Annotated in this window: 23 protein-coding genes; 16 read left to right on the forward strand and 7 right to left on the reverse strand. The window is 64.2% G+C overall.

Annotated features, from left to right (window positions below):
* Positions 1-14 precede the first annotated feature (14 nt).
* The 4 genes from rraA to MUB52_RS15140 form a co-directional block, all read right to left on the reverse strand.
* Entirely contained in the window at positions 15-497 is a 483-nt protein-coding gene (gene rraA / locus MUB52_RS15125) for a ribonuclease E activity regulator RraA (RefSeq protein ID WP_263845074.1), read from the reverse strand.
* A complete protein-coding gene (gene otnK, locus MUB52_RS15130; RefSeq protein ID WP_263845075.1) occupies positions 494-1,816 on the reverse strand; it encodes a 3-oxo-tetronate kinase in 1,323 nt (440 codons plus the stop codon). Before otnK ends, rraA begins: the two co-directional genes overlap by 4 nt.
* Positions 1,810-2,496 (reverse strand): aspartate/glutamate racemase family protein, encoded by a 687-nt coding sequence (locus MUB52_RS15135; RefSeq protein ID WP_263845076.1) that lies wholly within the window; start codon positions 2,494-2,496, stop codon positions 1,810-1,812. The genes otnK and MUB52_RS15135 overlap by 7 nt, the downstream gene beginning before the upstream one ends.
* An 87-nt stretch (positions 2,497-2,583) precedes the next feature.
* A complete protein-coding gene (locus MUB52_RS15140) occupies positions 2,584-3,669 on the reverse strand; it encodes an isocitrate/isopropylmalate dehydrogenase family protein (protein WP_263845077.1) in 1,086 nt (361 codons plus the stop codon).
* A 281-nt stretch (positions 3,670-3,950) separates the two neighbouring features.
* Between MUB52_RS15140 and MUB52_RS15145 the strand changes: the two genes are divergently transcribed.
* From MUB52_RS15145 to MUB52_RS15195, 11 genes are all read left to right on the forward strand, one after another.
* Positions 3,951-4,916 carry a Bug family tripartite tricarboxylate transporter substrate binding protein gene (locus MUB52_RS15145; protein ID WP_263845078.1) on the forward strand — a complete coding sequence of 322 codons (966 nt, stop codon included), beginning with the start codon at positions 3,951-3,953 and terminating at the stop codon, positions 4,914-4,916.
* A 78-nt stretch (positions 4,917-4,994) separates the two neighbouring features.
* Positions 4,995-5,522 carry a tripartite tricarboxylate transporter TctB family protein gene (locus tag MUB52_RS15150; protein ID WP_263845079.1) on the forward strand — a complete coding sequence of 176 codons (528 nt, stop codon included), beginning with the start codon at positions 4,995-4,997 and terminating at the stop codon, positions 5,520-5,522.
* A 28-nt stretch (positions 5,523-5,550) separates the two neighbouring features.
* A complete protein-coding gene (locus MUB52_RS15155) occupies positions 5,551-7,080 on the forward strand; it encodes a tripartite tricarboxylate transporter permease (RefSeq protein ID WP_263845080.1) in 1,530 nt (509 codons plus the stop codon).
* A gap of 153 nt (positions 7,081-7,233) precedes the next feature.
* A complete protein-coding gene (locus MUB52_RS15160) occupies positions 7,234-8,151 on the forward strand; it encodes a GntR family transcriptional regulator (RefSeq protein ID WP_263845081.1) in 918 nt (305 codons plus the stop codon).
* Between the two features lie 31 nt (positions 8,152-8,182).
* Positions 8,183-8,587, forward strand: a complete 405-nt coding sequence (locus MUB52_RS15165) for a methylglyoxal synthase (protein ID WP_263845082.1) — start codon at positions 8,183-8,185, stop codon at positions 8,585-8,587.
* Between the two features lie 226 nt (positions 8,588-8,813).
* Positions 8,814-10,205, forward strand: a complete 1,392-nt coding sequence (locus tag MUB52_RS15170) for a mechanosensitive ion channel domain-containing protein (protein ID WP_263845083.1) — start codon at positions 8,814-8,816, stop codon at positions 10,203-10,205.
* A 149-nt stretch (positions 10,206-10,354) separates the two neighbouring features.
* Entirely contained in the window at positions 10,355-10,567 is a 213-nt protein-coding gene (locus MUB52_RS15175) for a hypervirulence associated TUDOR domain-containing protein (RefSeq protein ID WP_263845084.1), read from the forward strand.
* Between the two features lie 2 nt (positions 10,568-10,569).
* On the forward strand, positions 10,570-11,526 hold the full coding sequence (locus tag MUB52_RS15180) for a DNA topoisomerase IB (protein WP_263845085.1): 957 nt from the start codon (positions 10,570-10,572) through the stop codon (positions 11,524-11,526).
* A gap of 305 nt (positions 11,527-11,831) precedes the next feature.
* Positions 11,832-12,098 (forward strand): hypothetical protein, encoded by a 267-nt coding sequence (locus MUB52_RS15185; protein WP_263845086.1) that lies wholly within the window; start codon positions 11,832-11,834, stop codon positions 12,096-12,098.
* Between the two features lie 12 nt (positions 12,099-12,110).
* Entirely contained in the window at positions 12,111-13,268 is a 1,158-nt protein-coding gene (gene grrM / locus MUB52_RS15190) for a cyclophane-forming radical SAM/SPASM peptide maturase GrrM/OscB (protein ID WP_263845087.1), read from the forward strand.
* Positions 13,255-16,728, forward strand: coding sequence for a hypothetical protein (locus tag MUB52_RS15195; RefSeq protein WP_263845088.1), 3,474 nt, complete (start codon positions 13,255-13,257; stop codon positions 16,726-16,728). Before grrM ends, MUB52_RS15195 begins: the two co-directional genes overlap by 14 nt.
* Positions 16,729-16,791: 63 nt before the next feature.
* Here the strand turns inward: MUB52_RS15195 and MUB52_RS15200 are convergent, their stop codons facing one another.
* The 3 genes from MUB52_RS15200 to MUB52_RS15210 are packed head-to-tail and all read right to left on the reverse strand — an operon-like array spanning position 16,792 to position 18,635.
* On the reverse strand, positions 16,792-17,847 hold the full coding sequence (locus MUB52_RS15200; protein WP_263845089.1) for a YeeE/YedE family protein: 1,056 nt from the start codon (positions 17,845-17,847) through the stop codon (positions 16,792-16,794).
* A gap of 41 nt (positions 17,848-17,888) precedes the next feature.
* Entirely contained in the window at positions 17,889-18,260 is a 372-nt protein-coding gene (locus tag MUB52_RS15205) for an ArsR/SmtB family transcription factor (RefSeq protein ID WP_263845090.1), read from the reverse strand.
* Between the two features lie 6 nt (positions 18,261-18,266).
* Positions 18,267-18,635, reverse strand: coding sequence for a hypothetical protein (locus MUB52_RS15210; protein WP_404818231.1), 369 nt, complete (start codon positions 18,633-18,635; stop codon positions 18,267-18,269).
* Between the two features lie 80 nt (positions 18,636-18,715).
* On the opposite strand from MUB52_RS15210, the gene MUB52_RS15215 reads away from it, so the two are divergent.
* From MUB52_RS15215 to soxZ, 5 genes are all read left to right on the forward strand, one after another.
* Positions 18,716-19,456 (forward strand): cytochrome c biogenesis CcdA family protein, encoded by a 741-nt coding sequence (locus MUB52_RS15215; protein ID WP_263845091.1) that lies wholly within the window; start codon positions 18,716-18,718, stop codon positions 19,454-19,456.
* A 15-nt stretch (positions 19,457-19,471) separates the two neighbouring features.
* Positions 19,472-20,032, forward strand: a complete 561-nt coding sequence (locus MUB52_RS15220; RefSeq protein ID WP_263845092.1) for a thioredoxin family protein — start codon at positions 19,472-19,474, stop codon at positions 20,030-20,032.
* A 141-nt stretch (positions 20,033-20,173) separates the two neighbouring features.
* Positions 20,174-20,647: a sulfur oxidation c-type cytochrome SoxX gene (soxX, locus tag MUB52_RS15225; RefSeq protein ID WP_263845093.1), complete on the forward strand. Its 474-nt coding sequence runs from the start codon at positions 20,174-20,176 to the stop codon at positions 20,645-20,647.
* Between the two features lie 21 nt (positions 20,648-20,668).
* Complete coding sequence (gene soxY / locus MUB52_RS15230; protein ID WP_263845094.1) at positions 20,669-21,091, forward strand: thiosulfate oxidation carrier protein SoxY; 423 nt, start codon at positions 20,669-20,671, stop codon at positions 21,089-21,091.
* A 21-nt stretch (positions 21,092-21,112) separates the two neighbouring features.
* Complete coding sequence (soxZ, locus tag MUB52_RS15235) at positions 21,113-21,442, forward strand: thiosulfate oxidation carrier complex protein SoxZ (protein ID WP_263845095.1); 330 nt, start codon at positions 21,113-21,115, stop codon at positions 21,440-21,442.
* The last annotated feature ends 8 nt before the right edge of the window (positions 21,443-21,450 follow it).

The following is a 21,450-nucleotide window of genomic DNA, read 5'->3' on the forward strand; positions in this document are numbered from 1 at the left end:
GGACCGCTGAGAGGTCAGGACACTTCCACCAGCGACCTGCTGCTGATGAGAACGCCATCGGCGTCGGCGTAGGCCCAATGTCCCGGAGCCACGGCAGCGCCACCGACATCGATCCTGACGCTGGCCTCTCCCCAGCCTTTCTTGGCGCTTTTGACCGGGCTTGTGGCCAGCGCGAAGACCAATGTGTTCATCTCAGCGATTTCCGCGCTGTCCCGAATGGCGCCGTTCAGAACGATACCGGCCCATCCGTTGTCGATCGCCTGCTGCGCGAGCATGTCACCAAGCAGCGCGATGCGGGTCGATCCGCCTCCATCGACGACCAGGATCCGGCCGTCGCCCGGGGTGTCCAGTTGCGCCCGCACGAAGGTGTTGTCTTCAAAACACTTTACGGTCTGCACCGGTCCGGCAATATGCGTCTTCGTTCCGAACCTCCGGAAGGGCAGGTGCACCAGTGTCAGATCGCTTGCATGGCTGTCGATCAGGTCGGCGGTTTTCATCGGATTCTGGCCTGCGCCAAGCGGGCGGCACGAGCGGCGGGTTCCTGATGGCCGCTTTCCATAACGCGCAAGGCTTTCTGAAAGACGTCGATGCCGCCGAAGTTCCCGGATTTCAGCGCGAGGGCCACGGGTGCGTCATCTCCCACGGTCAGGACCGGAATGCCGGGGTCGATCTCGGGGCCGATGGTCATTGCAGGGGCCTTCAGGGTGGCCGCGACCGATTGTGCGACCGCGCCCGACGTCTCGCCGCCTGCGACCACGAGCCTGCGGTACCCGCTGCGGACAAGGGCGCTGGCGGTCTGGGCAAAGAGCGTATCGAGGCGTGCGGCAAGCGCGTCGCGCCCGAACTCGGCTTGCAGGGCGCGGACCTCCGCAGGTGTTGCGGAAGAGTAGGCCAGCGGGGCGCGACCGACATTGGCATCGAAGAAGCCGGTCAGCGACTTGACGGTGACTGTTCCCGCCATGACGCCGCGCACGTCGATGGGCAGGGTCGGGTGCGCCGCCGCATGGGCCTCCACCTGCGCGCGCGTCGCACCCGAGCAGGAGCCGGCCAGAATCGCTTCCGGGCCGGTGACCCCGGCATAGGCCGCCGCCGCCCGGCCCGTTGCCCTCGGGATGAAGTGCCGCGGCAGGCCCTGGGCGATTCCCGATCCGCCGGTGATCAGCGGCGCATCGGCGAGCGCGGCGCCCAAGTCCATGAGATTGTCCTCCGAGATGGCATCGGCAATCAGGAAGCGCGCGTCTGCCGCGTCGAGCGCACAGCGGATGGCGGATGGACCGCGGCGCACGATGTCGATGGGCAGGTGCCCGACGGCTGCACGTGTCTGGGACTGAAGCCAACGCCGGATGTCTGGATCGGTCATGGGTGTCAGCGGGTGATCGGCCATCCCCGACCGGTCCAGCGGCGTGTCGTGCACAAAAAGATGCCCCTGATAGACTGTTCGCCCCGTCGCCGGGAACGCGGGGCAGAAGACGACCTTGGTTGCCCCAAGCTCGTCTGCCAGTGCTTCGGCGACCGGGCCGATATTGCCCTCCGGCGTCGAATCGAAGGTGGAGCAATACTTGAAGACGATCTGCCGACAGCCCTGAGCACGTAGCCAGCGCAGGGCGGTCCGGCTCTCGTCCACGGCTGCGGCGCGCGGCGCGGTGCGGCTCTTGAGCGAGATTACCCCAGCCTCGATCTCGGAGGGTGCCGGATCGGTCGGAATGCCGGCGAACTGCGCGGTGCGTAAGCCGCCGTCCGGCGCGACCCCGCGGGCCAGCGTGTTGGCGATGTCGCTGGCGCCGGTGAAGTCATCTGCAATGACACCGATCAGCATGTCAGAAGACCTTTGCGGCTGGCCTCGACGCGGTGGCGTAGGGCCGTCATGGCGGCCTCGGGGCTGGTCAGGACGGGCAGGGTGGTCTGCGCGCGTACCGCCGGGGCAGCGCTCGCCATCGAGAATTGGGCCAGCATAATCACATCGGCCTCGGTGATGCTTGCGGCTGCTTCTGCCACGCGCTGGTCGTGCGCCGCTTCGTTGCCGGCCCGCTTGGCGTCCAAGGCGCCCTCGGCGAAGACGCAGCGCAGCGTCGCGGGGCTGCCGCGTTCTGCGGCTGCGCTGCGGAACTCGGCCTCCATGCTCGCTGCAGCGGGCGCGAACGTGTAGATCATCGCAACGCGGTGCCCGTAGGCGAAAGCAGCATCGAACATCGCCTCATTCGGTTTGATCACGGGTACGTCCAGGATTGCATCGGCCGCTTCGATCGCGGCCCCGAATGCAGAGCACGTAAAGAGGATGCCCTTCGCGCCGACGTCCTTTGCGTGCCGGGCCAGAGCCAGGATACGGCTTTCCAGGGCCTCGGTCATCTGTCCTGCCCGTGCGCGATCAATCTCGAGGCTTTCATCCATGAGCGAGACGGTTTCTGCTTTGGGCCATAGTGATCTGGCGGCCGTCTCGATGGGCGCGATGGCGATCCGGGTGGCATGGATCAAGGCAATGCGGGGGTGTTCGGTCATGGGTCAACTCCCTCGATGGGACGTGGTGGCGCTGTGGAAGGACAGCGCCACCAGATGTGCGACGGGACAGCTTCGCCGCGGGCGGTCTCAAGCCGCGACCGCTTCGCGGGTGACGGCCTCGGCGACCAGCCGGCCGAAGGCATCGGTGTTCACGGTGCCACCAAGATCGCGGGTGCGTTTGGCGGGGTCGTCGATCGTGCGGTCGACCGCGTCTGCAATGGCTTGTCCTGCGTCCATCAGCACCTTGCGGCCGCGCTGCTCGCCCAGCCAGGTCAGCATCATCGCGGCCGACAGGATCAGCGAGGTTGGGTTGGCGACGTTCTGCCCCGCGATATCCGGCGCTGAGCCGTGCTGCGCCTGCGCGCAGCAGAGTCCGGTCTCGGCATTGGCATTGATCGAGCCTGCCAAGCCCAGCGAGCCCGAGAGCTCGGATGCGAGATCGGAGAGAATGTCGCCATAAAAGTTGGTCGCCACAACGACGTCGTATCTCTCGGGCTGGCGCACCAAGAGGGCCGCAAAAGCGTCCACGATCAGCTCTTCGGTCTCGACCTCCGGATAGTTCTTGGCCACGTCGCGGAAGCATTCGAGGAAGAGCCCATCCGTCATCAAAAAGGAGTTGGCCTTGTGGATGGCCGCGACCTTCTTGTCGCGCTGCATGGCGAGCTTGAACGCTTCGCGGCAGATCCGCATCGAGCCATGCCGGGTGATCTTGCGCACCGAGAGCGCCATGTCCGGGTCGGGCATCATCTCGCCCACGCCCTTGTGCATGTTGCGGTCCGGATAGAACCCTTCGGTCGCTTCCCGCATGATCACAAGATCCATCCCCGGCGCCTTGCTTGGCAGGACGTCTCGGCTGCGTGCGGGGCGCACATTGGCATAGAGATCGAGGCCGATCCGGAAGCCCGCCGAGACGTTGCGTCCGCCCTCTGACAGCGGCGGATAGTCCATATGAGACTGGGTGCCCAGGATCACGCCATCAAATTCGGTGCGGGCGCGCTCGAGCACGTCGTCGCGCAGAGTGATGCCATGCGCGCGCAGGCTGGCGAAACCGGAGAGCTCCTCGTGGAAGCTCAACCCGAGGCCGAAGCGCGCGTTTGCTGCATTCATCACCTCCAGAGTGGCCGCCGTGATCTCGGGCCCGATGCCATCGCACGGCAATACCATGATCTTCATCCTTGCATCTCCTCTGGGCCGCTGGCCGCATCTTTGATGTATCAATATTGGTCTTTATGATTTATAGATGCAATATACAAGACCAAAAATGCAGACCAGGAAGCGCGGCCGGCTGCGCTAAGCTATACGAGAGCGAACTTAATCCGAGATACTGGATATCAGCATGAATAGGATTCAGAAGGAGATTTAGAAGTTTTGCATTTTAAATTGACAAGGTGCAATATTTCGATTTATTGCACCAATCAGATTAAAAATGCAAAATGATCAAGGGAGGACACCACATGATCACGCGTCGAACCTTTTCCGCGCTGGCGGTTGCAACGGCCGTCTGCGCGCTGGCGGGGCCTGCGACTGCGGCCGACTATCCATCGGAGCGGCTGACCTATACGATTGCCTTCGGCCCGGGCGGCGGGAATGATCGGATGTCGCGCACGGTCGTGGATATCCTGCGCAAGTATGATCTCTATGCCGGCGATATCGTCGTCGAGAACCGCGAAGGTGGCAGCGGCGCGGTCGGCTTCAGCTATGTCAGCCAGCAGGCTGGCGACCCTTACCGGCTGACCTCGACCAGCGGCAACTTCATCGGCACGCCGCTTGTGGCCGACACCGACTGGACCTACGCGGACTTCACGCCCATCGGCCTTCTCGCCAGTGACGCGATGCTTCTGGTCGTGCGGGCCGATTCCGATGTCACTGATGTCGATGCCTTTGTGGAGGCGGCGAAGGCCGGCCGGGTCACGATCGCCGGTAGCGGCTCTGCCGGGCCGGAGCGTGTGACGGCGGCGCTGTTCGCCAAGGCCGCGGGGATTGAGTTCGAATATGTGCCCATCGGCTCTGGCGGAGAGTTGGTCACGGCGCTGACCTCGGGCAGCGTCGACGCGGTGGTGGCCAACCCTTCCGAAGTGGCGGGCCAACTGGACGCCGGCACCCTTGAAGCGCTTGCTTTCTCGGACAACGCGCGCAGCACGAACAACCCCGATGTGCCAACATTCAAGGAGTTGGGCTATGACTTCAGTTTCTCGCTCCCGCGCGGCGTGGTGATGCCGTCTGGTCTCGCACCCGAGGTGCAGGATTGGTGGATCGCGACGCTGAAGCAGGTGATCGAAACGCCGGAGTGGCAAGAGTATCTGGTCAAGAACGGAATGTCGGGCAATCCGATCTGGGGTGCGGAGTTTGCAGCCTATCTCGAAGAGACCAGCGCCCAATACCGGGCTGTCCTGGTCGAGATCGGAGCGATTGAAGGCTAGTTTGCGCGAGAGGCCCTCGGGCGCGGACACCCCGTGCCCGAAGGCGCACATCGCGGATCGATCGGGAGGGGAGGTCCAATGAAGACACTGTTTGCCGCGGGGCTGCTGATCCTGGCGATCGGCTACACCGCATACGGGGTGACGACGCTGACGCTGCTGACCTCGTCCGGCCGTCCGGCTGCGGGTTTCTTCCCGCTGGTCGTAGGCATGCTTCTCATCCTCTCCTGCGCGATCAACCTCTGGGGGGACTGGCGGGCCTGGCTGACCGAGCGACGCACCGGCATCGCGCCGCTGCATCAGGCCGAACCGGAAGCCGAGGCGAAGGCCGACACCCTCGGTGTCCATGCTCATGCCATCGACGGCGGGCCGGAATTTGGGCGCGATGTGCTGATCGTCTTCGGCTACATCTGCGGCTTTGTCGCGGTCATGACTTTCGTCGGCGCGCTGCTCGCGATGGTGCTCTTCATGCTGGTCTTCCTCTTCACCTTCAACCGCGGGCATCCGCTGGGCAATTTGGTCTACAGCCTGGCCTTGCCGGCCTGTCTCTATGGTCTCTTCAAGGTTCTTCTGAACGCGTCACTGCCCATTGGGCCCCTCGGTCTCTGACCCGGGGACGGACGAAAGGAAATTCCCGATGCTTGGTGAAATCGCATCAAACCTGTCACTCGGTCTGAGTGTCGCGGCCTCGCCGGAAGGCTTCCTCTTCCTCGTTTTGGGCGCGTTTCTGGGCATGATCGTGGGCCTTTTCCCCGGCTTCGGTCCTGCCGCCGGGATCGCGGTGCTGATCCCGATGACCTTCGGCCTGCAGCCGACCATCGCGATCATCATGCTGGCGGGTATCTACTATGGATCGATGTATGGCGGGACGATCACGTCGATCCTGATCAATACGCCGGGCGAGTCGGCCACCGTCGCCTCGACGATCGACGGCTACCCGCTGGCGCAGAAGGGGCGCGCGGGGCCGGCGCTGGTCATGCAGGCGATAGCATCCTTCTTCGGGGGTACCGTGGGGGTAATTCTGATCACCGCGCTCGCCCCGTCGCTGGCCGATTTCGCCGCTTCCTTCGGACCGTCGGAGTACTTCCTGATCATCGCGGTCGGGTTGCTGATGCTGACAACGATGATGGGCGACAATAAGTTCAAAGGGTTCATCTCGGCCCTGATCGGCTTTGCGATCGGCACGGTCGGCGTCGATGTGATGAGCGGTCAGCAGCGCTATACCTTCGGCTCGCCGGAGTTGATTGGCGGGGTCTATTTCGTCGCCGTGGCTATTGGCCTCTTCGGGATCGGAGAGCTGTTGCATTGCATTTTCAACGGCCAGCATCGCCAGCCCGCCAAGCGGCTGCGGATCAGTTTCCGCGACAAGGAATTCTGGCCGTCGAGGCAGGATTACTACGAGTCCCGCTTCACCTTCTGGCGCGGCTCGGCCATTGGGTTCATCGCCGGCGTGCTGCCCGGGTCCGGCGCCACGCTCGGCTCGATCATCGGCTATTCGGTGGAGAAGAAGGTGGCCAAGGATCCCGAGAAGTTCGGCAAGGGCGAGATGCGCGGGCTGGTCGCCCCTGAGGCGGCGAACAACGCCGCCTCAGCGGGCGCGATGGTGCCGCTGCTGTCGCTCGGGATACCGGGGTCGGGGGCCACGGCTGTGCTTCTCGGGGCGTTCCTGATGTGGGGGCTGCAACCGGGGCCGCTGCTGATCGTGAACGACCCCGAGTTCGTCTGGGGCCTGATTGCCAGCATGTACCTGGGCAACATGATCCTCATCGCGATGAGCATCTTTGCCATACCGCTTTTCGTGAAGTTTCTCGACATACCTTATGTGAACGTGGTGCCGGTGATCGTGCTGCTCTGTGTCGTCGGTGCGTTCGCGATCAACGCAAGCATCGTCGAAACCTGGATCCTCGTGGGCAGCGGTCTGCTTGGCTTTGCGATGAAGCGATACGGCTATTCCCCGGCGGCGACGGTTCTGGCGCTGGTTCTGGGCTCCATGGCCGAGGAGACTTTCCTGCAGACCTATATTATCTCGCAGGGCACGATGAGCCTCTTCTGGGAGCGGCCCGTGTCGCTGGTGCTCTCGGTCATCCTGCTGACCATCGTTCTGGTGCCGGCGGCGTTGGCGGTGATGCGGCCCCGCAAGGCCCAGGCTGCGGGCGAGGCACGCTAGGCGTGCGGCCGCCTCCGGCCAATTGCCGGTCATCGCTGCGGCGGGAAAAGCCGAATTCGGCTGACATGTCGGCGGCAAACGTGCAAACTCGGCCTTGTAGAGCGGTGATCGGAATCCGGAAAAGAGAATGAAATCTGAGGTTTGGCTTAAAGAATGAGGACGAGCGATCTTCCGCAACGTATCTCTCGACGCCTGTTGCAGGATATTGCGACGGGTGGCATCCAAGCCGGCCAGCACCTGGGCGCACAGCAGCTTGCGGATCGCTATGGCGTGTCGCGCACACCGGTGCGCGAAGCCATGAACCTGCTTGAGACGAAGGGGTTTCTGGTCCGGGAGGAGAACCGCGGCTACTTCGTGGCCGAACCCGACCGCGATGCGCTGAGCCAGCTGCTCGACGAACAGCCCGCCTCTCTGAACGATGAGTACCACAAGCTGGCCGAACACTGGCTGACCGGACAGCTGCCCGAAGACGTGACCGAGCAGTTCTTACGCCAGCACTACGGCTGGTCGAAAGCCCGCGCCAACGAGATCCTGGTGCGCGCGACCCGCGAAGGCTGGGTCGAGCGCAAGGAGGGTTATGGCTGGCGGTTTCTGCCCGTGGCCAACACGCCAGAGGCCTTTGACGAGATCTACCGGTTTCGCATGGCGATCGAGCCGGCCGCCATGCTGGAGCCGTCCTTCGCGCTCGACCGCAAGATCCTGGCGGAGCAGCGCCGGATCCAGGAAGGGATGTTGGAGATGGATTTCAGTTCTGTCCCGGCGGAGTCGCTGTTGGAGAACGGCGCGCTCTTTCACGAAGAGATCATCAAGCTCTCTGGCAACCCCTACTTCCTGATGGCGTTGCAGAGGGTGAACCGGATGCGGCGGCTCATGGAGTATCGCGCAGAGGTCAACCACGAGCGCCTCGTGGAGCAATGCAGCGAGCATCTGGAGATCCTCGACATGCTGGAAGCGGGCGACAACCTCGACGCGTCGCACCGGATGCGTCAGCACCTGAGCGGCGCGCTGAAGCGCAAATCGCCCCTGACATGGACCTGGGCGGCGGACGCACGGAAGGCGGGCGACGCATGATCGCGCTTGAGGACACGAGAGGTATCGGACGGTGCCGTCGCTAGCGCTGGTGGCGCACGACCAGAAGAAGGATCAGATGATCGCATGGGTCAAGGCCCATGAGGCCGCCCTGGAGCCGTTCAGGCTCTACGCGACCGGAACGACAGGTGGGCGTATCGTTGCGGAGACCGGGCTGCGGGTCGAACGGCTCAAGAGCGGGCCGCTCGGAGGCGACGCGCAGATCGGAGCGATGATCGCGGAAGGCAAGCTGGATGCGCTTGTGTTCTTCATCGATCCGTTGTCGGCACTGCCGCATGATGTGGATGTAAAGTCGCTTCTGCGGTTGGCGATCCTCTATGACACGCTTCTGGCCGTGAACGAGGCGACGGCTTCGCGGCTCCTCGAAGCGGCGGCAACCGGTTCGAACGGCTCGGAGACGCTGTCACCCCAGACCTGACGCCCGTTCGGGTAAACTGCCGGTCAATTGGATGTCTGGTTGAGAGGTCGGGCAGGTCCGACGTCCCCTCGCAGTCTCCGAATGCTTTTGAGTGCCCAGCCCAGACGCAACCTTGGCTGATCGTCTCATGCACGTGGGCTGAAACCACCGTTGCCTTCGGCGATTTGACCTTCATGATGGCGCAGAGCGGATGCAGGCGCCCGCGGCGTGGCAGAGGAGGTGGAGTATGGTGTCTTCGACAGTAGCAGTGGTGCGGCGGCGTCTGGCTTGGCTGGTGGTTTGCGGCGCGGTTCTGGCCGCGGGAGCGGCGTTCGACGCAGCCGCACAGACCCGCGAGGCGCCGACGCAGGCCGAGCCCATCTCCACTGAGCAGCAGGTCGACATCGAACCGGTCGCTGCCGATGATCGGATCGCGGACCGTATCGCTCGTATTCTGAGGGCGACGGGGTGGTACCGCGATGTTGCCGTCGAGGTGGACGAGGGTGTGGCCTTTCTGGACGGGGTGTCCGAGACGGAGGCACAGCGCACATGGGCGCAGAACCTCGCCGCCAAGACCACGGGCGTGGTGGCCGTGGTGAACCGCATTCAGGTCGACAACACGGTGGAATGGTCCTTCGATCCGGCACTCGCCGAGTTGAATCGGCTGGTCCAGGATACGGTGGCTGCCCTGCCGCTCTTCATCCTGGCGGTGCTGGTGCTGCCGCTCGCATGGTACGCGGCCAAGCTCGTGGCGCGGCTGGTGCGGTGGCTTCTAGGCGCGCGCGTGCCATCGCCCTTCCTGCGATCGGTGATTTCGCGGATCGTGGCGTTCCCGGTGTTCCTGGTGGGGCTCTACATCGTCCTGCAGGTGGCGGGGCTGACCCAACTGGCGCTGTCGCTGGTCGGCGGTGCGGGCGTGGTCGGTATCGTCATCGGCTTTGCGTTCCGTGACATTGTCGAGAACTTCCTGGCAAGCCTGATCCTCAGCGTGCGCCGTCCGTTCCAGCGGGGCGACTTCATCGAAGTTGCGGGTCTGTCCGGAACCGTCAAGAGCATGACGACCCGCAGTACGCTGCTCTCCTCGGTCGAGGGCAACCAGATCCATATTCCCAATGCCACGGTGTTCAAGAACGTGATCGAGAATTTCACCTCCTCGCCCAGTCGCCGGGGCGATTTTGTCGTGGGCGTCGGCTATGACGCGGCGGTCCCCGAGGTTCAGTCGATCGTCCTTGAGTGCCTGCAAAGCCATCCGGCGGTTCTGGCGGACCCAGAGCCCATGGTGCTGGTGGACGAGCTTGGGGCGTCGACCGTCAATATCCGCACCTACTACTGGTACAACGGTCACATTATTTCCCCGATCAAGCTGAAGTCCGCACTTCTGAGAACCGTGAAGACCGCGCTGATGACCGCGGGCGTGTCGCTGCCGGATGAGGCGCGAGAGGTGATCTTCCCGCAGGGGGTGCATGTGATCACCGGAACGGAGGCGTCGCCGCCGCCCGCACCGGACGAGGATCTGCGCACGCCCGGCCCGCCCGAACCGGATGCCACCGAGTCCGAGGGCGACCTGCTCACAGAAACGGGCCCAGACGAAGAGATCGTGACCGACGACACCGAACCGGACCTTCTCGGATCACGCTGAGCGGGCGCCTGCGCGGGCGCGCACACTTGGCCGCAGGAACGAAGTCGCGGCCCAGGCGTTCATGACATCAAGGAAATTGCCGCTTGCGTCTTGCGGGCAACACAGACGCGCCCGTTGATGAAAGCGGCGGCCACGACAGGAGACCGCAGATGGCAATCGAAACCGGAGACAAGGTGCAGTGGAAGTGGGGCGAGGGGACAGCCTCGGGCACCGTCCAGAAGACCTATGCCGAGTCCGTCACCCGCACGATCAAGGGCACGGACGTGACCCGCAACGGATCGAGCGACGACAAGGCGCTCTACATCGAACAGGACGACGGCGACGCGGTTCTGAAGCTCGCCTCCGAGGTCACAAAGGCCTGAGCATGCCACAGCTGGTCTACTATCCTGACGATCAGCCCGGGATCTCGCGTCGCAAATGTGGGCGCGGGTTCCGCTACATCGGTCCCGACGGCACCGCGATCGACGACCAGACCGAACGCCAACGCCTCGCGGCGCTGGCCGTGCCGCCCGCCTATGACGATGTCTGGATGTGTCCACTGCCGAACGGACATCTGCTGGCCACGGGCCGCGACGCGCGGCAGCGCAAGCAGTATCGCTACCACCCCGATTGGACGTCGGAGCGGGCGAAGACCAAGTTCGACATGCTGGCCGACTTCGGGCGGCGGCTGCCGCGCATCCGGCGCAGGGTGAGGCGCGATCTCGCGGGCGATGCGGGCGCCAAGCGCTTTGCACTGGCCAGCGCGGTGACGCTGATCGACCGGGCGGCCCTGCGGGTCGGCAGCGATGAATATGTGCGCGAAAACGGAAGCTATGGCGCCCTGACGCTGCGCCGCCGGCACGTGAGCCTCAGGGGCAACCGGATCAAGCTCGACTACACGGCCAAGGGAGGCAAACGGGTGCGCAAGCAAATCGCCGACCGCACGCTGGCGCGCATGTTGAACAAGATTGGCGATCTGCCGGGCGCGTCCCTGCTCACCTGGCTGGACGACGACGGCGCGCCGCGGACCCTGAGCTCGCAGGCGCTCAACGCCTATATCGCCTCGGCTGCTGGCCGCGATGAGGTCACCGCAAAGACCTTTCGGACCTGGGCGGGCACCTTGGCGGCCTTCGAGGTGGCGCAGGCTGGGCCTACGACGATCAAGGAGCTGTCGAACGCCGCCGCCAGACGGTTGCACAATACGCCGAGCATCGCGCGCGACAGCTATATCCATCCGGAGGTGATCGCGCTGGCGCGCGGCGGCCGCAGCATACCGGACCCGGTCGAGCTGCGGGACCTCCGGGCGGCAGAGCAGCACCTTCTGGGGCTTCTGGACCGCTAGCCGAAACAGCGAGACCGGGGCGAGATCGCGCCCCGACACCCGCGACCAAAGACTGCCTTGGACCGGTCGCCGGGGGCCGGGGTATGCTCCTCCTGAACCGCCTTTATGGCCTCGAATTGGCGGTCGCCTGTGCCGTTTTTGACCGCCGCGCTCCACCTCGTTTCGGTGTCTCTCGAATGCTGAATGTGGAGGCCACGGATCTGTCCGTGGGCGCAGCGGATGGCACCTCTCCGAGCGGGAAGGTTGCCCGAATCGCCCAAAAGTTGTAATTTATCTATATTTTTTAAGGATTTTGGAGAATGATCATGCGCAGAATGACCGTACGCCTGATCGCAATTGTTCTGGCTTCACTGGTTTCGGTCTTTGGACAGATGACGAGCGCGACGGCCCGACCGGACAGCGCGATGATGTCGGAAAAGCGGCACTTGCAAAGCAGGCTCGATGCGTTGAGCCGGGCCGAAAGCCCGGACGATGTGGGGGCAGAGGAGCGCGCGAAACCGCGGCTCGCGCAGTGGTTCAACTGGAACAACTGGGGCAATTGGAGCAACTGGAACAACTGGGTGAACTGGTAGGGCGATTGTTCGATGCCCGCCTTGTCCAAGCTCGATCTTCTGGTGTTGCAGCCAACGCCGTTCTGCAACCTGGATTGCCGGTATTGCTATCTGCCTCATCGCAGCCAGACCGCGCGGATGGATGACGACACCCTGCGCGCGGTGGGCCGAACGATCATGGCGAGCCCCTGCACGACGGCGGATACGACGCTTCTGTGGCATGCAGGCGAGCCCTGTGTGCTTCCCGCGACCTGGTATCGCGAGGCCTGCCTCCGGCTGGAGGAGGGCGGTGGGCGTGCGGTCGGACGGCAGGCGTTCCAGACCAACGCGACGCGGATCGATGACGCCTGGCTCGACTATTTCGCTCAGCCCGGCGTCTCGGTGGGTGTCAGCCTGGATGGGCCGGCCGAGATCAACGACCACTGGCGGGTGGATCGGCGCGGCCGCGGCAGTTTCGCCCGGACGATGCAAGGGATTGCGGCGCTGCGCGGGGCGGGCATCCCGTTTCACGTGATCTGCGTGGTGACGGCGGCGTCGCTCGATCATCCGGAACGGATTGCGCATGCTCTGGCGGAGACCGGCGCGCATTCGATCGGCCTGAACGTCGAGGAGGTCGACGGCATTCACGCGCGCTCCAGCCTGACCCGCGTCGAAGAGGCGCAATACCAGCAGTTCCTGTGCCGCTTTTCCGAGGCGCTCGCCACGCATGACCCCGCGCCACGCTTGCGCGAGGCGGATCGGGTGCGCTCGGCCGTGACCGCCTGGCAACAGGGCCAGGGGCTGCGCAGCCAGGAAAACACGCCGGGTGCGATCATCTCGGTCGGGGTGCGTGGTGACATCTCAAGCTTTTCGCCGGAGTTGCTCGGGCTGACCTCCGAGGCCTACGACGACTTCCGGTTTGGCAATGTCCACGAGATCGGTGAATTGAGCGAGATCTTTCTGTCGCGGGCGTTTCTGCGCTGCCAGCGCGACATCAGCCGGGGGGTGGCGCGGTGCCGCAAGAGCTGTGCCTACTTCGGGCTCTGTGGCGGCGGGTCTCCGTCGAACAAGCTGGGCGAGACTGGGCGCTTCGATGCCACCGAAACGCGCCACTGCCGACTGAGCGTGAAGGCCACAGTCGACACCTTGCTGGACCGGTTGGAGACGACCTCAGCCCCCAAGATGCAGGAGAGACGCCATGCCATCGGATAACTCGGGTCAGCCCGCAACACCGTCCCGGATGCGTCGGATGCTTGGCCGGCTCCGCCGCACGGTGATCCACGTGGGCACGATGCTGACGGTGCGCGCCGCGTTCATTTTGACCTTTGCGCTGCTCTTTTTGTGGTTGCCTGCGCCCTGGCTGTGGCAGTTCGTGCAAACTCGCCTCGATGATCAGGCCTGGCTGTACGATGCGTCGAAAGAGGGGCTGATCGTGGTCGACTCGCCGCAGATCTTCACCCGGGAGCGGCTGGTCAATCAACGTTTGCGCGACAGCGACTGGATCGACCGGCAGCTATTGGCGGTCGACGAGAAGCTCAAGAAAGGCGAGTTCGGAACGCCCGACACGATCAGCGCGTCGCAGCGGTTGCTGAAGATCTACCAGGAGGCGGCGCAGGCTCAGACCCCCGGTGCCGGGGCCGTGGATCTGGACAAGTTGCAGGCGATGATGCGGCCCGACCCATTGACCGTCTTCGAAGACGCGCAGATGTACCGCGAGATGCTGACACAGAACCGGTATGAGACGATCCTCGACGATGCCCATGACATCGGCTCCAACACCTTGCAGCGCCTCAATTTCCGGATGACGCTGTCGCCCGCGCGGGCCATGAGCGATTCGCTCGCCGCGGTCACGATCACCATCGACGAACCTGCCGAGCCGGAATGGCTGTTTCACCATTACGGGCGCCTGTTGGTCGAAACACGCGAAGAGCTCGAAGAGACGGTTGCCCGGCTGGTGGCGGACCGGTCGCGGATTTTCACGCAGCAGATGGGCGTCTACGGTCTGCACCCGAAGAGCGAGGCGGCAAAGAATGCAATCTTCGCGCGCGTCTTCACGGCACTTTACGCGCCGGGTCAGGACGGGGCCGCCACCACCCAGCGCAGTGCGCAGAGTTATCAGCGCGATCTGATCGCTCTGGTGCTTGACTACCAGCGGCAGGCGGAGACCCAGCAGATCGAAGCGCTGGTCGTGGATTATGTGACCAATTCCGCGCCCTGGACGGGCTTGGGTGACAAGCTTCTGGCCCGCAGCCGTCCGCGCGACTTCCTCAGCAGCGCAACAGAGGTGCTGAAAGGTAGCTGCGATCAGCCTGTCAGCCTGTGGATGCTGGCGGCGGATCATCTGAAAGACCCTGTCTTTTACAACGAATTGCTTCAGGACTATGCGCGGGTGCAGCCGCTGAAAGACAGCCTGCGCCCGTCGGGTCCGCCTGCGGCGCCGGAGCCTGCGGCCGTGAGCGTTCCTCGGCCCACCGCTGTCCCCACGTCGGTCGACATGCGCAGCGAGGCCCAGTTCCGTGAGTTTCTGCACAGGTTTCTGCCGCCCATTCCGTGCCGGCGGGACCTTGCACTCGATCTGCCGCGTGCCAAGTTGCAGCTTGTGGGCATCATGGAGATTGTAAACGGCGTTCTGGCGCAGGACCCGCTGTGCGCCGGTCGCCCGCCTGCCGACCGCCATCACGCTATCCGCGCGGCGGCCCATGTGTTGATGAGCCCCGATCCGGCGCGGCTGGAGACCGACCAGGATGTTCCGCAGGCCTGCAGGGGTCTGGTGCAAGAGGTTCGGGCAATGACCGATCTGATGGTGGACGACCGGACAAAAGCCTCCGGGCTTCAGCGCATCGGCGTGGCGCATATGATCCTGGAAGAGTTGCAAGAGACTGCCGGCGATACGGTTGCTCGCCGGCGCGGACTGGCCGATTACTTCGATATCGGCATCGACACCTGCGATCTGACCAGCTGCAACATCGCCGTCCGCACATTCGCCGAGGCGCATCTGCAAGGGATCCGGCGTGCGTTGGACCCGATGCCCGATGCGGCCGATCCGAAGGCTGACCTGCTGGCCGATGCCCCTGCGGACAAGGCGGTGCCGCAGCCCGCGGTGCAGGGCGCAGGATCGCTCTCGGCGCAGGCAGGCCCGCGGCGCGAGCTTGGGAAACTCGCTGGATCGGACGGGGATCCCGGGCTCATGGCAGAGCGGATCGGCCGCGAGGAAGCGCTGCGCCTCTTTGCCGAGCTGTCCTGCTTTTCGACCGCGCGCAGCTATACCGTCTGGCCGCGCACCGGCGCGCGCCAGCAGATGCTGCAGACCGAGCAAGACGGTGTGTCGCTGATCAGCCAGGCGCTCAACCCCCTGGGTGTCGCCGCCGATGCGCAGAGCAGCGTGACGCGGCGCCGGCACATCGACAAGGTGTTCGGGATCGGCGATGGCGGCCAGCCGGTCGATACGCCGTTCCGCGAATGCGACGGCCCGTTCTTCTGGATGCTGAACATGCTGCAACCCGACGGGCGCTTCATCGAACGCTATCTTGACAAGGGGACCTGGAACGGCGCCGACAGCGCCATTCTGGCTTGGCGCGATCAGCGGACGTGCCTTCTGGGCGTCGCGAGCCGGATCGCGCCCTGGTATGACCTGGAGCTGACCCGCCCCGATGGGCGCGCCTTTGCCAGCGAGGAGGCGCGGGTGGCCGCACTTGTTGCCCGCTGCGCCGACCCGGCTTCGGTCGGCGAGGTGCCGAAGGAGGCGACGGACCGGCTCGTCAAATCGGCACGGCTGCACGATGTGGCGACATACACGCGCAGGCTTCGGCAGCGGGACACCAACATCTCGTGGATCGTGGCACCGGAGCAAATGGCGGCGCTGTCGCCATCGGCCCATGTGGCGCGCAGCATCCCGCTTTCGGCCATCGTCTCGGTGCCCAGCTGGTGGCCCAGTGCGCGGATCACCATCCGCACCTGTTGGCTGCGGCCGGCGGATCTGATGCGGCAGACACAAGGGGCGGACTTTTGCAGAGCGGACCCGATGGAGGACAAGCGCACGGGCTTCCAACTGCTCGACCGGCGGATCGAGCGATTGGCTGCAGCAGGTCGCACGGAAACCACGGTGACGATCCCGTTGCCCAGCAATGCGCAGGACGTTCTGCCGAAACTGGGCTTCTTCCTCATCCGGGCGCCTTATCTCGACCAGTGGGAGTTCGGTCCGATCGAGGTCGAATCCGGGCGGTCCGCGCAGATCCGCCTAACTGGTAGCCGGTTGTGGAAGAACCCGCGCGTACGTCTGGGCGCGCAGTGGCATGACAAGATCGAGGTGCTGCCCGACATGAAGGGGATCATCGCGACCTTCAACTGCGTGACGCAGATCGAGAGCGCGACGAAAGCGCGGGTGCATCTGTCGAGCGAGCCGCTGATCAAGGTGCCTACCGACAGGACGGTGCCGGATGGCACCTATGAGGCCATTCAGAAGCGGCTGCCACCCCCCGGGATCGTGCCGGCCGAAGCCTATACGGCCGACCGCCAGGCCCAAGTGTGGACCAGCGAGGGCGTGACCGGCAATACGCTGGTGAAGGTTCGGGCCTTCCGGCCCAGCTATCTCAAGGATGGTGGGTTCGAACAGCCCTGCTGGGCCAATCCCGACGAGTTGGACGACAAGTCGGGTCGTGGCACGAACGACTAAGGCGGATCGACGCGCCTGCCCGTCCGTGCAGCGCCGATGCGCCAGTCCGCCGCGCGCGCCAGGCTATTCCGCCGGGGCGAAACCCTCGATGAGCTGTCGCAGCCCAAGTGCGGCCCCGAGGAAGATCGCGATGAAGGCGACGGGCGCGCTGTAGGCCAGCACGGAGAAGGCCGAGATCCCCTGTCCCACGCTGCACCCGACCGCCAGGATGGCGCCGGGGCCCATGAGTGCTGCGCCGATGATCTGGCGGCGCAACTCGCGCGGGTCTTCGCAGGCCTCCCAGCGGAAATGACCCTTCGAGTAGGAGCCGAGGACGGCGCCGATCAGCACGCCGGCCACCGAACCGACGCTGAAGGAAAGCGTATTGCCCGAGGCGGTCATCGCATAGTAGATCGTGTCGCCAATCGGGGCTGCGAAAGAGTGTGTCTCGATGGGCTCGGCTTCGAAGCCGGCTGTGGCGACCCAGGAGGTGCCGACCCAGCCCGACAGGATGGCAAGGCCGACCATGATGCCCCAGAAGATGTGGCCGCGCGACCGGCGGATCTCGGAGGAGCTGAGCGCAACGGCGAGAAGCACGCCGCCGATGGCCAGACCGGTGAGCACAGGCGGTACGCCGAGACGCTGCTCGGCCAGCTGGCTGAAGCCCTGCGGCGACGTGGCGCCCAGCTCGACCGGGAAGAGCCAGACCCGCAGATGCGCCAGCGGTCCGGACATCACGAAGTAGGCGGAGAGGCCCATCACCAGCACGATCACGAAGGCCCGCATGTCGCCGCCACCCAGGCGCGCGAGAGCGCCGTAGCCGCAGTTGCCGCTGAGCGCCATGCCGTAGCCAAACATCAGCCCTCCGATGATGGTACCCAGCGGGGTCCATCGGCGATCGAGATAGGCGGTCTCAGTACCTGCCAGCCAACCGGCCGACATGGCCACATGAGTGCCGATGATCGCGACGGCGATGGCGATGCCCCACATACGAAGCCGCCGGTCGTCGGAGCCGTAGAGCATGTCTTCGATGGCGCCGAGAGTGCAGAAGCGCCCCACGCGTGCGGCAAGCCCAAGTGCTATGCCACCGATCAGCCCGATCAGCGCAACGGTGTTGGCTTCGCCAACGAGATCGATCATGCCAGCTTCCTCCCGAAGACCGGCGCTTGGCAAAAGACCGGTCAGTCCTGCCTGCAAAACAGGTCGTAGACCACTTCCATGATTTGCCTCGGCCGGTCGTCTGTCAAGCTGTAGTAGATGGCCTTGCCCTCGCGGCGCGGTGTCACGAGCCCCTCCAGCCGCAGGCGCGAGAGCTGTTGCGACACCGCCGCCTGGCGCGCCGAGAGCAGGTCTTCAAGCTCGGTCACGGATTTCTCGCCCGAGGCCAGGTGGCACAGGATCATCAGGCGGCCCTCATGGCTGATCGCCTTGAGGAAGTTGGACGCGGCCTGCGCGTTCTTCATCATGCGATCCATGTCCTCAGGGCACATGTTCGGATCGAACACCGGCAGGCGTGAGGGCGATTCAGGCTCTTGAGGTGCGTCAAGTGTCATTGCAAGTTATCCCGTCTGGTCCAAGTCGATGCTCGCTGTCTCGAACATCTTGGTCAACAACCCCCAAAAGAAGTCTTCTCCCGGATAGCCTTCGATCCGGCCAACCTCAATCCCGTCTTCGATGAGCAGGAATGTCGGCGTGAAGCGCACCTTGCCGGTCAGCTCCACATTCGGCGTATCGTCATGCAGATCGTACCGGCGGAGCGGTGCGGTCCGGCCTTGGGCCGTCTTGGGGTAGATATGAGCGATTTCCGCGTTCCAGCGGGCGCACCAGAAACAGCCTTTCTCTTCTGCCATCAGCAGATAGGTCTCCGCGGCCAGCGGCAGGGGCAGCCACGTGGCGATCATGAATACGAAAAGCCGCAAGCGCGCCACGTCGAACTCCGATTGACGAGAACCTCGTCCTGATCATAATCTAATATTTGAATACTTCAAGGTTCGCAGACAGGACCGCCATGTTCGATGTGACATATTTCGGCGCTCTGCTCGCCGGTCTGCTGTCTTTTTTGTCACCCTGCGTCTTGCCGATGGTGCCGTTCTACCTGAGCTATCTGGCCGGCGTTGGCATGAACGAGGTGACAGCGGGCGGCACGGCCAGCGCTGCGGTGCGCGGACGCGCGGCGCTCACATCGGTCTGTTTCGCGCTGGGCGTGATCACCGTTTTCGTCGGCCTGGGTGCGACCGCGACAGTCTTCGGCCAGATGGTGCGCGAGTATTTCGACGTGCTGCGCTGGGTGGCGGCGGGGATCATCATCGCCATGGGGCTGCACTTTCTGGGCGTGATCCGGATCAGCGCGCTCTATCGCCAGTTTCGCGCAGATGCGGGCGATACTGCGCATGTGGGGCTTCTGGGCGCCTATGTGATCGGGCTCGCCTTTGCCTTCGGCTGGACGCCTTGCGTGGGTCCGGTTCTGGCCGCAATCCTGTTCACCGCCGCCGGTCAGGAGACGGCCGGGCAGGGGGCCACGCTGCTCTTCACCTATGGGCTCGGAATGACGCTGCCCTTCGTGGCTGCGGCCCTCTTCATTGGCCCTTTCATGTCGTGGATGGCGCGGTTTCGGCGCCACCTCGGTCTGGTCGAGAAGCTCATGGGCGCGCTTCTGCTGCTCTTCGGTGTGCTGATCGCGACCAATTCCATCAACATCATCGCCCAATGGATGCTGGAGCACATTCCGTGGTTCAGCACGATTGGCTAGCCTGGGAGACTTGAGATGACCCGCCTGATCGCTGCTGTGTTTGCAACCCTGACTGCCCTTCAAGGGCTCGCGGCCGAGATCGGCGACGACGGCCTGCACAAGGCGCCGTGGATGCGGGACACCTTCAAAGACCTGAGCGAGGACCTGGCCGAGGCGACCGCTGAGGGCAAGCGGTTGATGGTGCTGATCGAGCAGCGCGGCTGCATCTACTGCCAGAAGATGCACGAGGAGATCTTCGTGATCCCCGAGGTGGCTGATTACATCATGGAGAACTTTTTCGTCGTCCAGATCAACATGTTCGGCGACGTGGAGGTGACCGACTTCGACGGTGAGGCACTTCCCGAGAAGGACATGGTGAGGCGCTGGGGTGCCCTTTTCACGCCCACGATCCTGTTCTTCCCGGAGGAGGTGGCTGAAGGTGTCACGGCCTCGGAGGCCGCGGTTGCCACGATGCCGGGCGCCTTCGAGCGCTGGACCACCTACAACATGCTCACCTGGGTGGTCGAGAAGGGCTATGAGACGGACGAGCCGTTCCAGAAGTACCACGCGCGCAAGTTCGAGACACAGGGCGGCTGAATGCCGACCCGTTTGCGAAATGTCTCGCATGTTTTTGCTGCATCTGCGAACAGATCTAAAAATTCACTTAGTTGAATTTGATGTTGCGTGAATCGGAATTGTGTGCGCAAGTATGCAGGAAACGGTCACATGGGAGGGGTCATGACACGTTTCGCCATATTCGCCGCAACAGCCAGCTTATGCGCGACCAGTGCGGCAGCGGAGATCGTCAAGCCGACGGATGTTACATTTGTCGATGGTGTGATCGAAGCCTCCCTGACCGGTACGCCGGGTGACCCGGCGGCTGGTGCGGAGATCATGGACAAGGGGGCCGGCAACTGCATCGCCTGCCACGCCGTGACGGAGCTCGACCACCTGGGCTTTCACGGCGAGATCGGACCCCCTCTCGATGGCGCGGCCGACCGCTGGAGCGAAGCGGAGCTGCGCGGGATCGTGGCGGATGCAAAGCAGATGTTCGATGGCACGATGATGCCATCGTTCTACAGGGTGGATGGCTTCATCCGGCTGGGCGACGCCTATACGGGCGACGCGCATCAGGGCGAGGTGGAACCGCTCTTGACCGCGCAGCAGATCGAAGACGTCGTCGCCTATCTGATGACGCTCAAGGACGAGTGACACGAAAGACGGGAGAAGCTCATGGAACTGACACGACGGAATGTAATGTTGCTTGGCTCGGCGGCACTGGCCGCGACCGGGCTGGGTGCCTTGCCGGCGTCCGCCTCGCTGGCCGAGGACGAGATCGCGAAGCTGACCGGTGGGGCTGAAACAGGTGCGGGAGATCTCAAGATCACCGCGCCGGAGATCGCGGAGAACGGCAACACCGTGCCCATCGACGTGAGCGCGCCGGGCGCCGTGATGGTGGCGCTTTTTGCTGATGGAAATCCGACGCCTGCGGTTGCGACCATCAAGTTCGGGCCGCTGAACCCTTCGCACGAGGCGTCGACGCGGATCCGGCTTGCCGAGACGCAGAACGTCATCGCCATCGCGCAGATGGAGGACGGCTCGTTCCAGCGCGCCTCCGCGGAGGTCAAGGTCACCATCGGCGGCTGCGGCGGCTGATCAGAGACGAGGAGAGAAGATATGGCATCTGGAGTGAAACCCCGGGTCAAGGTCCCGAAAACCGCATCCGCCGGTGAGACGATCACGATCAAGACGCTGATCAGCCACAAGATGGAGAGCGGCCAGCGCAAGGATGACGACGGCAATGTGATCCCGCGTTCGATCATCAACCGGTTCGTCGCCGACTTCAACGGCCAGAACATCATCGACGTGACGCTGGAGCCTGCGATATCGACCAACCCCTACTTCCAGTTCGAGGCGATCGTGCCGGAGTCGGGCGAGTTCCAGTTCACCTGGTACGACGACGACGGGTCGGTCTACGAAACGTCGAAAGCCATCGAGGTTTCCTGAAGAACGAC

Source organism: Roseobacter sinensis (genome assembly GCF_025755255.1).
GTDB classification, from domain to species: domain Bacteria; phylum Pseudomonadota; class Alphaproteobacteria; order Rhodobacterales; family Rhodobacteraceae; genus Roseobacter; species Roseobacter sinensis.

Bases quoted from the DNA above. Each gene is read 5' to 3' on its own strand.
- MUB52_RS15200 (WP_263845089.1), bottom strand. From the start codon at position 17,847: ATGATCGATCTCGTTGGCGAAGCCAACACCGTTGCGCTGATCGGGCTG.
- MUB52_RS15160 (WP_263845081.1), top strand. From the start codon at position 7,234: ATGAGGACGAGCGATCTTCCGCAACGTATCTCTCGACGCCTGTTGCAG.
- MUB52_RS15195 (WP_263845088.1), top strand. From the start codon at position 13,255: ATGCCATCGGATAACTCGGGTCAGCCCGCAACACCGTCCCGGATGCGT.
- soxZ (WP_263845095.1), top strand. From the start codon at position 21,113: ATGGCATCTGGAGTGAAACCCCGGGTCAAGGTCCCGAAAACCGCATCC.
- MUB52_RS15135 (WP_263845076.1), bottom strand. From the start codon at position 2,496: ATGACCGAACACCCCCGCATTGCCTTGATCCATGCCACCCGGATCGCC.
- grrM (WP_263845087.1), top strand. From the start codon at position 12,111: ATGCCCGCCTTGTCCAAGCTCGATCTTCTGGTGTTGCAGCCAACGCCG.
- MUB52_RS15180 (WP_263845085.1), top strand. From the start codon at position 10,570: ATGCCACAGCTGGTCTACTATCCTGACGATCAGCCCGGGATCTCGCGT.
- MUB52_RS15170 (WP_263845083.1), top strand. From the start codon at position 8,814: ATGGTGTCTTCGACAGTAGCAGTGGTGCGGCGGCGTCTGGCTTGGCTG.
- MUB52_RS15145 (WP_263845078.1), top strand. From the start codon at position 3,951: ATGATCACGCGTCGAACCTTTTCCGCGCTGGCGGTTGCAACGGCCGTC.
- MUB52_RS15150 (WP_263845079.1), top strand. From the start codon at position 4,995: ATGAAGACACTGTTTGCCGCGGGGCTGCTGATCCTGGCGATCGGCTAC.
- MUB52_RS15215 (WP_263845091.1), top strand. From the start codon at position 18,716: ATGTTCGATGTGACATATTTCGGCGCTCTGCTCGCCGGTCTGCTGTCT.
- soxY (WP_263845094.1), top strand. From the start codon at position 20,669: ATGGAACTGACACGACGGAATGTAATGTTGCTTGGCTCGGCGGCACTG.
- MUB52_RS15155 (WP_263845080.1), top strand. From the start codon at position 5,551: ATGCTTGGTGAAATCGCATCAAACCTGTCACTCGGTCTGAGTGTCGCG.
- MUB52_RS15220 (WP_263845092.1), top strand. From the start codon at position 19,472: ATGACCCGCCTGATCGCTGCTGTGTTTGCAACCCTGACTGCCCTTCAA.
- MUB52_RS15140 (WP_263845077.1), bottom strand. From the start codon at position 3,669: ATGAAGATCATGGTATTGCCGTGCGATGGCATCGGGCCCGAGATCACG.
- MUB52_RS15205 (WP_263845090.1), bottom strand. From the start codon at position 18,260: ATGACACTTGACGCACCTCAAGAGCCTGAATCGCCCTCACGCCTGCCG.
- soxX (WP_263845093.1), top strand. From the start codon at position 20,174: ATGACACGTTTCGCCATATTCGCCGCAACAGCCAGCTTATGCGCGACC.
- rraA (WP_263845074.1), bottom strand. From the start codon at position 497: ATGAAAACCGCCGACCTGATCGACAGCCATGCAAGCGATCTGACACTG.
- MUB52_RS15175 (WP_263845084.1), top strand. From the start codon at position 10,355: ATGGCAATCGAAACCGGAGACAAGGTGCAGTGGAAGTGGGGCGAGGGG.
- otnK (WP_263845075.1), bottom strand. From the start codon at position 1,816: ATGCTGATCGGTGTCATTGCAGATGACTTCACCGGCGCCAGCGACATC.
- MUB52_RS15185 (WP_263845086.1), top strand. From the start codon at position 11,832: ATGCGCAGAATGACCGTACGCCTGATCGCAATTGTTCTGGCTTCACTG.